Origin of the sequence: Geodermatophilus nigrescens (assembly GCF_900129495.1) — a bacterium.
Classification (GTDB): domain Bacteria; phylum Actinomycetota; class Actinomycetes; order Mycobacteriales; family Geodermatophilaceae; genus Geodermatophilus; species Geodermatophilus nigrescens.
In genome coordinates this window covers 1,225,661-1,238,931 of record NZ_FQVX01000002.1, presented here as the reverse complement: position 1 = coordinate 1,238,931, position 13,271 = coordinate 1,225,661, and the positions used below count along the sequence as shown (strand labels likewise).

Sequence of the window (13,271 nt, the reverse complement as noted above, 5' to 3'; positions counted from 1 at the left end):
CCCGCCCGGCCCACCGGCCACCCGGGGCGCACGCACCCCGCGGCCCTCCGGCGCCGGTCAGGGCGTCGCGGCCACCCCGCTGCCGCCGCCCATCTGCGCGTCGGCCGGCAGCTCGACCTGCCCGGTGCCCGCCGTCTTGCGGTTGCGGCGGGTGCGCTTCTCCACGTACTTCGCCAGCTGCGAGAGCAGCACGTTGACGACGATGTAGATCAGCCCGGCCGCCACGTAGAGCTGGAAGGTGTAGCGGTTGCCGAAGCTGAAGTTGAAGAACTCGACCAGGCTGCGCGCGGTCCGCAGCAACTCCAGGTAGCTGACGATGAAGCCGAGCGAGCTGTCCTTGAGCAGGACGACCAGCTGCGCCACCAGGACCGGCAGCATCCGGCGGACCGCCTGCGGCAGCAGGACGAGCGTCATCACCTGGGTCTTGCGCATGCCGAGGGCGAAGGCGGCCTCGCGCTGCCCGCGGTCGACCGACAGGATGCCGGCCCGGAAGATCTCGGCCAGCACGGCCATGTTGTAGAGCGTCAGCCCCAGCACCAGCGCCCGGAAGGCGGTCATCGGGACGCCGACGGTCGGCAGGAACAACAGGCAGAACAGGATGAGGATCAGCAGCGGCACGGCGCGGAAGAGCTCGATGACCACGCCCACCGGACCGCGCACCCACGCGTGGTCTGACAGCCGCCCCACGGCCAGCAGCGCGCCGAACACCGTCGCGAGCACCATGCCCACCGCGGCCACGCTCAGGGTGTTGAGCAGCCCCTCGCCGAGCGCCTGCGGCACCCCCGACGCCGGGTCGAACAGCACCGCCCAGCGGTCGGCCTCGAGCTGGCCGTTGGCGCCCAGGCGGTAGAGCGCCAGCCCGATGAGCGCCGCGATGAGCAGCGCGCCGACGACGGTGCCGATGCGCTGCCGGCGGCGGGCGCGCGGCCCGGGCAGGTCGAACAGGACGTTGGTGCTCATCGGACGATCGCCACCCGGTTCTCGACCACCCGGATGAGCCAGGCGGAGGGCAGTGTGATGACCAGGTAGCCGGCGACGACGGCGGCGAAGACGGCCAGCAGCTGGTCGGCGTTGGCGTTGGCCAGGCGCTGCAGCGCCGCGGTCAGGTCGGTGACGGCGAACCCGGCGGCGATCGAGGTGTTCTTGGCCAGCGCGATCCACACGTTGCCCAGCGGCGGCACGACGGTGCGGAACGCCTGCGGCAGCACGATCTGGCGCAGCGACTGCCCGAACGTCAGCCCGAGCGCGCGGGCGGCCTCGGCCTGCCCGGACGGGACGGCGTTGATGCCCGAGCGCAGCGCCTCGCAGACGAATGCCGCGGTGTAGAGCGACAGGGCGGCGACGGCGGTGATGAAGCGGCTCGGGAACTGCAGGTCGATCTGCACGATGCCGAAGGCGAGGAAGAAGAACACCACCGTCAGCGGGGTGTTGCGGAAGACCTCGACGTAGAACGTGGCCAGGCCGCGCAGCGGCGCGATCGGGCTGACCCGCATGCCGGCCAGCACGGTGCCGAGCACCAGGGCGCACACGCCGCTGACCACGGCCAGCGAGAGCGTCGTCAGGAACGCGCTCCACAGCAGGTCGGCGTTGTCACTCAGGAACTGCATCGCGCCTCGTCGTCAGGGGGAGGTCGTCAGGGGAGGTCGCCAGGGAGAGCTGGTCGGGGCCCGTCGTCCGGGCGCGAGCCGGTGCCGCCGGGCGGGGGAGACCCGCCCGGCGGCACCGCGGTGCTCAGTAGCGGTCGACCGACGGCGGCTCGGGGGCCTCCTCGCCGGTGATCGCTCCGGCGGTGCGGTCCCAGGCGTCGGCCCAGCGGCCGTCCTCGAAGGACTCCTCGAGCACGTCGTTGACGAAGTTGCGGAAGTCGGTGTCGCCGAGCTCCATGCCGATGCCGTAGGGCTCCTCGGTGAAGGGGTTGCCCACGAGCTCGAACGCGCCGTCGCTGCCGGCGACCAGGCCGGTGAGGATGACGTTGTCGGTGGTGACGGCCTGGACCCCGCCGTTGCGCAGGTCGTCGGCGCACTTGGAGTAGACGTCGTAGGTCACGAGGTTGGCCTCGGGGTACTCGTCCCGGATCCGCTGGGCGGGGGTGGAGCCCTCGACCGAGCAGACCGTCTTGCCGGCCAGGTCCTCCGGGCCCTCGATGCCCTCGGGGTTGCCCTCGGCGACCATGATGTCCTGGCCGGCGACGTAGTACGGGCCGGCGAAGTCGACGACCTGCTTGCGGGCGTCGTTGATCGTGTAGGTGGCCACGACCATGTCGACCTGGCCGTTCTGGATGAACGGCTCGCGGTTGGCCGACACCGTCTCGGTCCAGGTGATGCCGTCCTCGGGGATGCCGAGCTCGGCGGCCACGATCTTGGCGATCTCGACGTCGAAGCCCTCGGGGGCGCCCGACTGCGGGTTGAGCAGGCCGAACCCGGGCTGGTCGTACTTGGTGCCGATGGTGATCGCGCCGGCCTCGTTGAGCTCGGCCATCGTCGAGCCCTCGGGGAAGTCGACGTCCTCGGCGGCGGTGGGGGCGCTGGACGCCGACTCCTCGGCCTGGCTGCCCGCCTCGCTGGAGCAGGCGGCGAGGGTGAGGCCGAGGGCGGCGAGGGCCGCCACCTTCCGGGTGGTGCGCATGGGGTGTCCTCCCGTGGGTTCTAGTGGTTGAGGATCTTGGAGAGGAAGTCGCGGGCCCGCTCCGAGCGCGGGTTCGAGAAGAACGTCTCCGGCTCGGCGGCCTCGACGATCCGGCCGCCGTCCATGAAGACGACGCGGTTGGCCGCCCGGCGGGCGAAGCCCATCTCGTGGGTGACGACGACCATGGTCATGCCCTCGCGGGCCAGCGTCGTCATGACGTCGAGGACCTCGTTGATCATCTCCGGGTCGAGCGCCGAGGTCGGCTCGTCGAAGAGGATCACCTTGGGGTCCATGGCCAGCGCCCGGGCGATCGCCACCCGCTGCTGCTGGCCGCCGGACAGCTGTGCCGGGTACTTGTCGGCCTGGTGGCCGACGCCGACCCGGTCCAGGAGCTCCCGCGCCCGCTGCTCGGCCTGCGCCTTCGACTGCCGGCGCACCTTCGTCGGGGCGAGCGTGACGTTCTCGAGGATCGTCTTGTGCGCGAACAGGTTGAAGCTCTGGAACACCATCCCGACGTCGCTGCGCAGCCGGGCGAGCGCCTTGCCCTCCTCGGGCAGCTTCTCGCCGTCGATGCGGATCTCGCCCTGCTGGATCGTCTCGAGCCGGTTGATCGTCCGGCACAGCGTCGACTTGCCCGAGCCCGACGGCCCGATGACGACGACGACCTCGCCGCGGTCGATCGAGAGGTCGATGTCCTGCAGCACGTGCAGCTCACCGAACCACTTGTTGACGCCGGTCAGCTGGACGAGAGGTCCTCCGGCTAGCTGGCTGGTCACCAGGAGGACCCTAGGGCCGCGCGGGGACGCGGTGGTCCCGGGGCCGTCACGATCCAGTAACGGAGTCGGTGACGCCGTGTGACCGGAGCCGCGCCGTACCCTCGATGCCGCCATGGGAACCGAGGTCGACAGCCCGCAGCGCACCTACCGCGTGCGCACCTACGGGTGCCAGATGAACGTGCACGACTCCGAGCGCCTCTCCGGCCTGCTCGAGGCCGCGGGGTACGCCGCCGCGCCCGAGGGGGCCGACGCCGACGTCGTCGTGCTCAACACCTGCGCGGTGCGGGAGAACGCCGACAACCGCCTCTACGGCAACCTCGGCCACCTGCGCCCGGTGAAGGACGCGCACCCGGGGATGCAGATCGCCGTCGGCGGGTGCCTGGCGCAGAAGGACCGCGGCGAGATCGTGCGTCGCGCGCCCTGGGTCGACGTCGTCTTCGGCACCCACAACGTCGGGTCGCTGCCGGCGCTGCTCGAGCGCGCCCGGCACAACGCCGAGGCCCAGGTGGAGATCGCCGAGGCGCTCGAGGTCTTCCCGTCCACGCTGCCCGCCAAGCGGGACTCGGCCTACTCCGGCTGGGTGTCGATCAGCGTGGGGTGCAACAACACCTGCACGTTCTGCATCGTCCCGTCGCTGCGCGGCAAGGAGGAGGACCGACGGCCCGGCGAGATCCTCGCCGAGGTGCAGGCGCTCGTAGACCAGGGCGTGCTCGAGGTGACCCTGCTCGGCCAGAACGTCAACGCCTACGGCGTCGGCTTCCGCGACCGCGGCGCCTTCGCCGACCTGCTGCGCGCCACCGGCCGCATCGAGGGCCTGGAGCGGGTCCGGTTCACCAGCCCGCACCCGCGGGAGTTCACCGACGACGTCATCGAGGCCATGGCCGGGACGCCCGCGGTGTGCCACCAGCTGCACATGCCGCTGCAGAGCGGGTCCGACGACGTCCTGCGCCGCATGCGCCGCGGCTACCGGCAGGAGCGCTACCTCGGGATCATCGACCGGGTCCGCGCCGCGATGCCCGACGCCGCCATCACCACCGACGTCATCGTCGGGTTCCCCGGCGAGACCGAGGCCGACTTCGAGCAGACCCTCGAGGTGGTCCGGCAGGCGCGCTTCGCCAGCGCCTTCACCTTCCAGTACTCCAAGCGTCCCGGGACGCCGGCCGCCGAGATGGACGGCCAGCTGCCCAAGGAGGTCGTGCAGGAGCGCTACCTGCGGCTGACCGCCCTGCAGGACGAGATCAGCTGGGCCGAGAACCGCGCGCAGGTCGGGCGCACGGTGGAGCTGCTGGCCGCGGCGGGGGAGGGCAGCAAGGACGCCCGCACCGGGCGGATGAGCGGCCGCGCCCGCGACGGGCGGCTGGTGCACTTCGCGGGCGGCGAGGGCGTGCGCCCGGGCGACGTCGTCGAGACCGTCGTGACGGCGGCCGCGCCGCACCACCTGGTCGCCGACGGGCCGCTGCTGTCGCACCGCCGCACCCGCGCCGGCGACGCGCACGAGGCCGGCACCCGGCCGACGACGCCCGGCGTCTCCCTGGGCATGCCGTCGATCGGCGTCCCCGCGCCGCTCCCGGCGACCGCCGGCTGCTGACCGGCAGCCGGCGTCAGCCCGTGCGCCGTCCCAGGCAGACGAGGCCGGGGCGCGGGTCCCACGGCGGGTGGTCGGTGAAGCCCATCCGGCGGTAGAGCGAGATCGCCGCGGACCGCCACTCCCACACGCTGAGCCGGAGCGTCCCGGTCCCGGCCTCCGCGCACCGCCGGACGGCGTCCCGGAGGGCCAGCTCGCCCAGCCCCCGGCCCCGCTCCGCCGGCTCGACCCAGAGCCGCTTGAGCTCGGCGGTCGACCGGTCCGGCGTCGGCGCGAGCACGTACGTGCCGACCGCGCCCGCGTCGTCGTCGAGGAGGAGGAAGAGCCGGCCGGTCGCGGGCCGCCCGGCGGCGATCTCCGCGCGGTACGCGGAGGGGAGCCGGGCGGCGTCGTCGACCGGGCAGCCCTTCTCGCGCTCGGTCGTGAGGTGGTAGGCGGTCAGCATCCGCCGGACGGCGGCGTGGTCGCCGTCGCCCGCCTCGCGCACACGGACCCCGGGGGCGTGCCCCGGCCCGGTCACCGCCGGGCGGCCTTCTCGGCCTCGGCCAGCCACTCGCGGCGGGTGGCCAGGTCGGCCTGCGCCTGCGAGATGCGCCGGGCGTCCCCGGACGCCTCGGCCTTGGCCAGCTGCTCCTCGGCCTTGGTCACCGCTGCGCGCATCGAGGTGACCATCGGGTTCTCCGGCGCGGTGCGCACCCGGCCGGCGTCGGCCGCGCCGCGCACCCGCTGCTCGACGGCCTGCATGCGGTCCTCCAGCGAGCGCATCGCGCCGCGCGGCACGTGGCCGATCGCGTCGTAGCGCTCCTGGATCCGCCGCAGCGCCGCCTGGGCGCCGCGCAGGTCGGTGGAGGGGTCGAGCTTCTCGGCCTCGGCGAGCAGCTCCTCCTTGGCCTGCTGGTTGGCGGCCTGCTCGCTGTTGCGCGCCTTGTCGGACTCGGAGCGGGCGCTGAAGAAGACGTCCTGCGCGGCGCGGAACTGCTTCCACAGGTCGTCGTCGCCGTCGCGGCCGGTGCGCGGCACGGCCTTCCACCGGTCCATCAGCGAGCGCATGGCGGCGCTGGTCGGGCCCCAGTCGGTCGACGCCGACAGCCGCTGCGCCTCGGCGATCAGCTCCTGCTTGGCCGCCCGCGCCTCACCGCGCTGCGCGTCGAGCGCGGCGAAGTGCGCGCCGCGCCGCCGGCCGAAGGCGTCGCGGGCCGCGGCGAACCGGGTCCACAGCGCCTCGTCGGTCTTGCGGTCGATGCCGCGGATGGTCTTCCACTCCTCGACGATCGCCTTGAGGCGGTCGCCGGCGGCCTTCCACGACGTCGACTCCGCGGCGATCTGCTCCGCCTCGGCGGCCAGCGCCTCCTTGCGGGCGACCTGCGCGGCGCGGGCGGCGGCCTTCTCGGCGCGCGACTCGGCGGCCGCGGAGTCGGCGGTCTCCACCATCGCGCGGGCGCGGGCGGCCAGGCCGTCGAGGTCGCCGACGGCGGTGGCGGTGGGGATGGTCTCGGCGAGCGCCTGCGCCTTGGTCTTGATCTCCGAGGGGTTTCCGGTGTGCGCCTTGAGCCGTGCCTCGAGCAGCGACACCTCGGTGGCGAGGTCGTCGTAGCGGCGGGCGAAGTGCGCGAGCCCGGCGGCGGGCTCGCCGGCCTGCCAGGACCCGACGGCGCGCTCGCCGTCGGCGGTGCGCACGTAGACGGTGCCCTCGTCGTCGACGCGGCCCCACTGCGCGGGGTCCGAGGTGGCGGCCACCGCGGTCTCCGGGGCGTGCGGCACCGGGGCGGCCTGCTCCGGGGCGGCCTCGGCCGGGACCTCGGCGGGGGTCTCCGCGGTTGGCTCGGTCGTCGGCTCCGCGACGGGCGCCGCATCCGCCGTCGGGTCGGCCAGCGCGGCCGCCTCCGGGGTGGGGGCGGCGGGCGTCCCCGCGTCGGGGGTGACCGCGTCGGGACCCGCCGTCTCGGGCGTGGGGACCTGCTGCGACCCGTCTCCGGGGTTCTCCGTGCTCGACACGCACCGCAGTGTCCCACGCCGCATCCGCGACACTCGTGCGGTGAGCAGCCCGCCCGGCCCGACCGGCACGCCGCCGCTGTCGGTCGCCTTCTGCCCGTGCCCCCCGCTGCTCCTCCCGCGGGTCGCCGGCCGCGCCGCCGCGGACACCGCCGGGCTGCGCGCCGCCTGCGCCGCGGCCCTCGACGCGCTGCTCGCGGCCGGTCCCGAGGTCGTCGTCCTCGTGTCCCCCGACGCCGAGGGCCGCTACGGGCAGGGCGACGCCGGGGACCTGCGCGGCTTCGGCGTCGACGTCGAGGTGCCGCTGTCCGGCGGGGTGCGGCCGGGCGGGCGCCGGACGCCGCCCGGCCTGACCGTCGGCGCCTGGCTGCTGGACGAGGCGGGGCACGCCGGGACCCGGGTGGGCGCCGGCCCGCGGGACCTCGCCGCCGTCGTCGCGGGGCTGTCCGGGACGGTCGGCGTGCTGGCTCTGGGGGACGGGTCGGCGCGGCGTGGCGTCAAGGCGCCCGGGCACCTCGACGAGGCCGCCGCCCCCTTCGACGCCGCCGTCGCCGCCGCGCTCGCGACCGGGGACGCCGCCGCGCTGGCCGGCCTCGACGCCGCCGAGGGGGCGCGGCTGATGGCGGCCGGCGTGCCGGTGTGGCGGGCGGTCGGGGCGCTGCTGGCCGGGCGCCACGTCGAGGCGCGGCTGCTCGCCGACGAGGCGCCGTTCGGCGTCGGCTACCTGGTGGCGTCCTGGACCGCCCGGTGACCGCGGGGGGTGCGCTGCCGCCCGTGGTCGCGGTGGTGGGCCCCACCGCCACCGGCAAGACCGCGCTGGCGGTGGAGCTGGCGCGGCGGCTCGGCGGCGAGGTGGTCAACGCCGACTCCATGCAGCTCTACCGCGGCATGGACATCGGCACCGCCAAGCCCGACGCCGCCGAGCGCCGGGGCGTGCCGCACCACCTGCTCGACGTCTGGCCGGTGCGGCAGGCGGCGTCGGTGGCGGAGTACGCGCGGCTGGCCCGGGCGGAGGTCGACCGGCTGCGGGCGGCGGGCCGGCTCCCGCTGCTGGTCGGCGGGTCGGGCCTGTACGCGCGCGCCGTCCTCGACGACCTCGACATCCCCGGCACCGACCCCGCCGTGCGGGCCCGCCTGCAGGCCGAGCTGGAGGCGTCCGGGCCCGCTGCGCTGCACGCCCGGCTGGCCGCCGTCGACCCGGCCGCCGCGGCCGCCGTCCTGCCCTCCAACGGCCGGCGGATCGTGCGCGCGCTGGAGGTGGTGGAGCTGACCGGCGGGCCGTTCCGCGCCACGCTGCCCGAGCCGCGGCCGCGCTACCCGGCCGTCGTCGTCGGCCTGGACCGGGAGGTCGCCGAGCTCGACGGGCGGGTCGCCGCCCGGGTGGACCGGATGTGGGCGGCCGGGTTCGTCGCCGAGGTGGAGGCGCTGGTGGCCGAGGGCCTGCGGGAGGGCCCCACCGCCTCCCGGGCGCTCGGCTACGCGCAGGTGCTCGCCCAGCTCGACGGCGAGCTGACCCCCGAGGAGGCGCGCGAGCGCACGGTGACCACCACCCGCCGCTTCGTCCGCCGGCAGCGGTCGTGGTTCCGCCGCGACCCGGCGACGGCGTGGTTCGACGCCGCCCGCCCCGACCTCGCCGGCGCGGTCGAGGCGCTGCTCGCCGGCCGTACGATCGGGCGGTGAGCGACCGGTTCCTCCTCGGGCACGGCACCGAGAACGACTTCGTCGTCCTGCCCGACCCCGACGGGGACCGCTGGCCCGAGGACCGCCTCGACGCCGCCCTCGTCCGGTGCCTGTGCGAGCGCCGGTCCGGCCTCGGCGGCGACGGCGTCCTGCGGGTGGTGCGCAGCCGGCACGTGCCCGACGCCCCCGCCGTCCTCGGCGATCACCTCGACGCGTGCGAGTGGTTCATGGACCACCGCAACGCCGACGGCTCGCACGCGGAGATGTGCGGCAACGGCATCCGGCTGTTCCTGCACGTGCTGGTCACCGAGGGCCTGCTCGACCGCGCCGCCTGCGCCGACGGCGTGCTCGTGGGCACCCGCGGCGGGCCGCGGCGGGTGGGCGCCGACGCGGGCGGCGGCTACTGGGTCGACATGGGCCCCGCCCGGCCGTTCGGGCACGGCGAGGCCACCGTCGCCGGGCGGGCGTTCCCCGGCCAGGCGGTGTCGATGGGCAACCCGCACCTGGTCTGCCTGACCGACGCGGACCTCGGCACCCTCGACCTGACCGCCCAGCCGGGCTTCGACGACGGCCTGTTCCCCGAGGGCGTCAACGTCGAGTTCGTGCAGGTGCTGGCGAGCCCCGCCGAGGGCGCCGACGCGCACGTCCGCCTGCGGGTGCACGAGCGCGGGGTGGGGGAGACCCGCTCCTGCGGCACCGGCGCGTGCGCCACGGCCTACGCGGCGCTGGCCGCCCGGTCGCCGGAACCCGAGGGGCCGCAGCACGGCACGGTCGTCGTCGACGTCCCGGGTGGGCGGCTGACGGTCGACGTCTCCCCGGCGACGACGGTGCTGCGCGGCCCCGCGGTCGTCGTCGCGACCGGGGACCTCACCCCGGAGTGGCTCCGGGCCTGACGCCGGTCAGGATGGGGCCGGGGCGTCGTCGAAGAAGCCGGTCAGCCGGCGGATGCGGCCCTCGTCGTCGACCTGGACCACGTCGAGGCCGGTGAGCACCGTCGTGCCGGCGGCGTCGGTAATGCGCCAGTGGAACAGCGCGCTGTCGTGGTGGCGCACGGGGCGGCTGGTCACCTCCACGCGGCCACCGGCGAGCTGCTCCTGCGTCCCGGCGATGTGGTCGGAGAGCGCCTGGCGCCCGGTGACGTGGGCGAGCGGGTCGCAGTAGACGCCGTCGGGCGCCCAGGCCCGCTCGAGCAGGGACAGCCGCTCGGCGGCATCGGTGGCGAGCCAGGCCGCCCCGTAGGCGTCCACGGGGTCGAGGTGATCGGCAGTGGTCACGGGGTCTCCTCCGGGAGGACGGGGGTGCCGGTGAGGCCGGCGAGGGGGTCGGTGCCGCCGAGCGTGCCGGAGCTGCCCAGGACGGCACAGCGGAGGAAGCCGGTGCTCGGCAGCAGCCGGTGGGCCTCGTGCCGCGCGACCGCGGCGGCGTGCTCCGGCCGGTGGTAGGCCCACGTGACGGCGTCGCGCAGGGTGCGCCACGCGGAGAAGGTGAGGACGGCGCCGTCGTCCGGCGCCTGGACGAGCGCGGCCAGGGAGCCGGGGGCGTCGCCCACCTGCCGGCCCAGGACCCCGAAGCGCTCGAGGAACTCCCCGGTGCGCGCGGCGTCGTCCCCCAGCCCGGCCAGGGTGATCACGGCGGCGGCGCCGGCCACCTTCCCGCGGCGGGGGAGCCGGTCGAAGGGGCGTGCGCCGCCGGCGAGCACCGCGTCGCCCCGGTAGGACACCGGCTGGACGACGACGTGCCAGGCGGCGCGCACCGGGCCGCCGGGCGCCGGTGCCGCGCGCAGCGCCTCCACCGGGTCGTCCCACGTCCCGAGGACCGACCACCAGGTGCCGGGGTCCTCGGGCAGCTCGGCCCGTCCGGCACCGGCGATGCCGGCCTGGCTGGACGCGGCACCGGCGGGCCGCCAGGGGCACACCGCGGCCGGGGCCCCGAGCTCCAGGGCCGTCCACGACACGTACACCGCACACCTCCTGTGTGAACGGCATCAACATAGGCCGAGGTGTGAACGGCGTCAACATCAGTGGCAGGATGCGGTCGTGACGGCGCGGGCGACCTACCACCACGGCGACCTCAAGGCGGCGCTGGTCGAGGCCGCGGTCGCCGCCGCGCGGGAGGGGGGCGAGGCGGCGGTCGGGCTCAACCGGCTGGCCGCGGGCCTGGGGGTCTCGGCCTCCGCCGCCTACCGGCACTTCCCCGAGGGGCGGGAGGACCTGCTCGTGGCCGTGGGGGACGTGGGACGCCGGCGGCTGGCCGAGCGGCTGGCGGCACGGATCGCCGACGCCGACGCCGACGCCGACGCCGAGCCGGCGCCGGGCACCGCGACGGCGGCGCGGCGCCGGTTCCGCGCCTCCGGCCGCGCCTACGTGGAGTTCGTCCTCGACGAGCCCGGGCTGTTCCAGGTGGCCAACCGGCACGACCGCGGCCGCCTGCCCGGCGCCGACCCGTTCGGCGTCCTGGAGGCATGCATCGCGGACCTGGTCGACACGGGCGTCCTCGACGAGGACCGGCGGACCGACGCCGCGGCCGCGGCCTGGGCCGCCGTGCACGGGCTGGCGGTGCTGCTGACCGAGGGCCCGCTGCGCCGGCTGCCGCCCGACCGCCGGGAGCGCGTGCTCGAGCGCACCCTCGACATGGTCGAGTCGGGACTGTGACCCGGCCGGGCCCGCAGCGGGACCCGGCCGGCTGCCGCTAGCGGTCGGCCGCGGGGTCGTCCGGGGTGTCGGCGCGGGTCTCCGGCTCGTCGGTCGGCGCCTCCGGCTTGTCGCCGGGGCCCACGTTGCCGGTGCCGCGCGGCTCGCCGCGACCGGTGTCCTGGTCGGCGCCGCCGAAGGGGTTGCGGGGGACCTCGAGGCCGGCGGGGTCGCGGCCCGGGTCCTCGATGCCCTCGCTGCTGCTGGTGCTCACGGGTGCCTCCTGGGGTCGGCGTCGTCGTCGTGGTCCTCGTCGCGCCCTACCCGGCTCCCCGCGGGATGCACCTGACCCGTTCCGGTGTTGTACCCGGCGTATGACGACTGCAGAGAAGACAACCCAGGTGACCGCCGCTCCCGCCCGTGTCACATTGGACGTGATGACGACCGCACAGAACCGCGCCGTGCTCGCCGACGCACAGGACCGGGCCGACCGTGCCGCCTCGCCGGCCGACGTCCGCCCCGCCCCGGCCGGGCAGTGGGACACCCCCGACGACGTCGACGGGACCACCGGCTCCTACGACCTCGAGGCGCGTGGCGCGCTGCGCCGCGTGGCGGGCCTGTCCACCGAGCTCGCCGACGTCAGCGAGGTCGAGTACCGGCAGCTGCGCCTCGAGCGCGTGGTGCTCGTGGGCGTCTGGACCGAGGGCACCCAGGCCGACGCCGACCGCTCGCTGGCCGAGCTGGCCGCGCTCGCCGAGACGGCGGGCTCGGAGGTGCTCGAGGCCGTGAGCCAGCGGCGCGACAAGCCCGACGCCGGCACCTACGTGGGCTCGGGCAAGGCCGCCGAGATCCGCGACATCGTGGCCGCGACCGGCGCCGACACCGTCATCGCCGACGGCGAGCTGACCCCCGGCCAGCTCAACGCGCTGGAGAAGATCCTCAAGGTGAAGGTGGTCGACCGGACCGCGCTGATCCTCGACATCTTCGCCCAGCACGCCACCAGCCGGGAGGGCAAGGCCCAGGTCGAGCTGGCGCAGATGCAGTACATGCTGCCGCGCCTGCGCGGCTGGGGTGAGTCGCTGTCCCGGCAGGCCGGTGGCCGCGTCGCCGGCGGTGGCGGCATCGGTACCCGCGGTCCCGGTGAGACGAAGATCGAGACCGACCGCCGGCGGATCCGCGCGCGGGTGAGCAAGCTGCGCCGCGAGATCGCCGGCATGGCCACCGCGCGCGCCACCCAGCGCTCGGCCCGCGGCCGCAACGCCGTCCCGAGCGTGGCGATCGCCGGCTACACCAACGCCGGCAAGTCGAGCCTGCTCAACCGGCTGACCGGGGCGGGCGTGCTGGTGGAGGACGCGCTGTTCGCCACCCTCGACCCGACGGTGCGCCGGGCCCAGTCGCCCGACGGCCGCGAGTACACGCTCACCGACACCGTCGGGTTCGTGCGGCACCTGCCCCACCAGCTCGTCGACGCGTTCCGGTCGACGCTGGAGGAGGTGGCCGGCGCCGACCTGCTGCTGCACGTGGTCGACGGCTCCGACCCCGACCCGCTCGGCCAGATCGACGCGGTGCACGTGGTGCTGCGCGAGATTGACGCCGCCGCGGTGCCGGAGCTCGTCGTCGTCAACAAGGTCGACGCCATGACCGAGGACGACGTGCTCACCCTCCGTCAGGCGCTGCCCGGCGCGGTGTCGGTCTCGGCGCGCACCGGCGAGGGCATCGAGAAGCTGCGCGAGATCGTGTCGGCGCGGCTGCCGCACCCCGACGTCGAGGTCGAGGTGCTGGTGCCCTACGACCGGGGCGACCTGGTGGCCCGCGTGCACCGCGACGGCGAGGTGCTCAGCGAGCTGCACGAGGCGGCCGGCACCCGGCTGACCGCCCGCGTCGACGGGGGCCTGGCCGCGGCGCTCGAGCGGTTCGCCGTCCCCGTCGCCTGACCGCTCCTCCCGCGTCCCCTCCCGGCGTCCGCCCGGGTGTCCGGCCCCC

At 75.7% G+C, this 13,271-nt stretch carries 15 protein-coding genes; 6 read left to right on the top strand and 9 right to left on the bottom strand.

The annotated features are described in order from the left end of the window. Nucleotides 1-57 precede the first annotated feature (57 nt). The 4 genes from BUE37_RS13435 to BUE37_RS13420 all read right to left on the bottom strand — a co-directional run bounded on the left by BUE37_RS13435 (nucleotide 58) and on the right by BUE37_RS13420 (nucleotide 3,401). Nucleotides 58-960, bottom strand: a complete 903-nt coding sequence (locus BUE37_RS13435) for an amino acid ABC transporter permease (protein WP_073420588.1) — start codon at nucleotides 958-960, stop codon at nucleotides 58-60. Beyond that, nucleotides 957-1,607, bottom strand: a complete 651-nt coding sequence (locus BUE37_RS13430) for an amino acid ABC transporter permease (RefSeq protein WP_073420587.1) — start codon at nucleotides 1,605-1,607, stop codon at nucleotides 957-959. The genes BUE37_RS13435 and BUE37_RS13430 overlap by 4 nt, the downstream gene beginning before the upstream one ends. A 124-nt stretch (nucleotides 1,608-1,731) precedes the next feature. Further along, complete coding sequence (locus tag BUE37_RS13425; protein ID WP_073420586.1) at nucleotides 1,732-2,625, bottom strand: glutamate ABC transporter substrate-binding protein; 894 nt, start codon at nucleotides 2,623-2,625, stop codon at nucleotides 1,732-1,734. Nucleotides 2,626-2,645: 20 nt separating this feature from the next. Then, complete coding sequence (locus tag BUE37_RS13420) at nucleotides 2,646-3,401, bottom strand: amino acid ABC transporter ATP-binding protein (RefSeq protein WP_073420585.1); 756 nt, start codon at nucleotides 3,399-3,401, stop codon at nucleotides 2,646-2,648. Between the two features lie 112 nt (nucleotides 3,402-3,513). On the opposite strand from BUE37_RS13420, the gene miaB reads away from it, so the two are divergent. Continuing rightward, nucleotides 3,514-4,989 (top strand): tRNA (N6-isopentenyl adenosine(37)-C2)-methylthiotransferase MiaB, encoded by a 1,476-nt coding sequence (gene miaB, locus BUE37_RS13415; RefSeq protein ID WP_073420584.1) that lies wholly within the window; start codon nucleotides 3,514-3,516, stop codon nucleotides 4,987-4,989. Nucleotides 4,990-5,002: 13 nt separating this feature from the next. Here the strand turns inward: miaB and BUE37_RS13410 are convergent, their stop codons facing one another. Further along, nucleotides 5,003-5,506 carry a GNAT family N-acetyltransferase gene (locus tag BUE37_RS13410; RefSeq protein ID WP_217651228.1) on the bottom strand — a complete coding sequence of 168 codons (504 nt, stop codon included), beginning with the start codon at nucleotides 5,504-5,506 and terminating at the stop codon, nucleotides 5,003-5,005. Continuing rightward, entirely contained in the window at nucleotides 5,503-6,981 is a 1,479-nt protein-coding gene (locus BUE37_RS13405; protein ID WP_083628621.1) for a DUF349 domain-containing protein, read from the bottom strand. The genes BUE37_RS13410 and BUE37_RS13405 overlap by 4 nt, the downstream gene beginning before the upstream one ends. A 40-nt stretch (nucleotides 6,982-7,021) precedes the next feature. Between BUE37_RS13405 and BUE37_RS13400 the strand changes: the two genes are divergently transcribed. The 3 genes from BUE37_RS13400 to dapF are packed head-to-tail and all read left to right on the top strand — an operon-like array spanning nucleotide 7,022 to nucleotide 9,551. Next, complete coding sequence (locus BUE37_RS13400; protein WP_083628620.1) at nucleotides 7,022-7,729, top strand: class III extradiol ring-cleavage dioxygenase family protein; 708 nt, start codon at nucleotides 7,022-7,024, stop codon at nucleotides 7,727-7,729. Continuing rightward, the gene (miaA, locus tag BUE37_RS13395) at nucleotides 7,726-8,658 is read left to right on the top strand and encodes a tRNA (adenosine(37)-N6)-dimethylallyltransferase MiaA (RefSeq protein WP_073420583.1); all 933 of its coding nucleotides are present in this window, start codon (nucleotides 7,726-7,728) and stop codon (nucleotides 8,656-8,658) included. Before BUE37_RS13400 ends, miaA begins: the two co-directional genes overlap by 4 nt. After that, nucleotides 8,655-9,551, top strand: a complete 897-nt coding sequence (dapF, locus tag BUE37_RS13390; protein WP_073420582.1) for a diaminopimelate epimerase — start codon at nucleotides 8,655-8,657, stop codon at nucleotides 9,549-9,551. The genes miaA and dapF overlap by 4 nt, the downstream gene beginning before the upstream one ends. Nucleotides 9,552-9,557: 6 nt before the next feature. Here dapF and BUE37_RS23140 read toward each other — a convergent pair whose 3' ends face one another. Both BUE37_RS23140 and BUE37_RS23895 read right to left on the bottom strand, forming a co-directional pair. Next, a complete protein-coding gene (locus BUE37_RS23140) occupies nucleotides 9,558-9,932 on the bottom strand; it encodes a nuclear transport factor 2 family protein (protein WP_175562866.1) in 375 nt (124 codons plus the stop codon). Further along, nucleotides 9,929-10,618 carry a hypothetical protein gene (locus BUE37_RS23895; protein WP_073420581.1) on the bottom strand — a complete coding sequence of 230 codons (690 nt, stop codon included), beginning with the start codon at nucleotides 10,616-10,618 and terminating at the stop codon, nucleotides 9,929-9,931. Before BUE37_RS23895 ends, BUE37_RS23140 begins: the two co-directional genes overlap by 4 nt. 76 nt (nucleotides 10,619-10,694) lie before the next feature. Between BUE37_RS23895 and BUE37_RS13375 the strand changes: the two genes are divergently transcribed. Continuing rightward, on the top strand, nucleotides 10,695-11,309 hold the full coding sequence (locus BUE37_RS13375) for a TetR-like C-terminal domain-containing protein (protein ID WP_073420580.1): 615 nt from the start codon (nucleotides 10,695-10,697) through the stop codon (nucleotides 11,307-11,309). 37 nt (nucleotides 11,310-11,346) lie between these two features. On the opposite strand, the gene BUE37_RS13370 is transcribed toward BUE37_RS13375, so the two are convergent. After that, the gene (locus BUE37_RS13370; RefSeq protein ID WP_073420579.1) at nucleotides 11,347-11,562 is read right to left on the bottom strand and encodes a hypothetical protein; all 216 of its coding nucleotides are present in this window, start codon (nucleotides 11,560-11,562) and stop codon (nucleotides 11,347-11,349) included. 163 nt (nucleotides 11,563-11,725) lie between these two features. Here BUE37_RS13370 and hflX point away from each other — a divergent pair, with 163 nt between their 5' ends. After that, the gene (gene hflX, locus BUE37_RS13365) at nucleotides 11,726-13,222 is read left to right on the top strand and encodes a GTPase HflX (protein WP_073420578.1); all 1,497 of its coding nucleotides are present in this window, start codon (nucleotides 11,726-11,728) and stop codon (nucleotides 13,220-13,222) included. Nucleotides 13,223-13,271 lie beyond the last annotated feature (49 nt).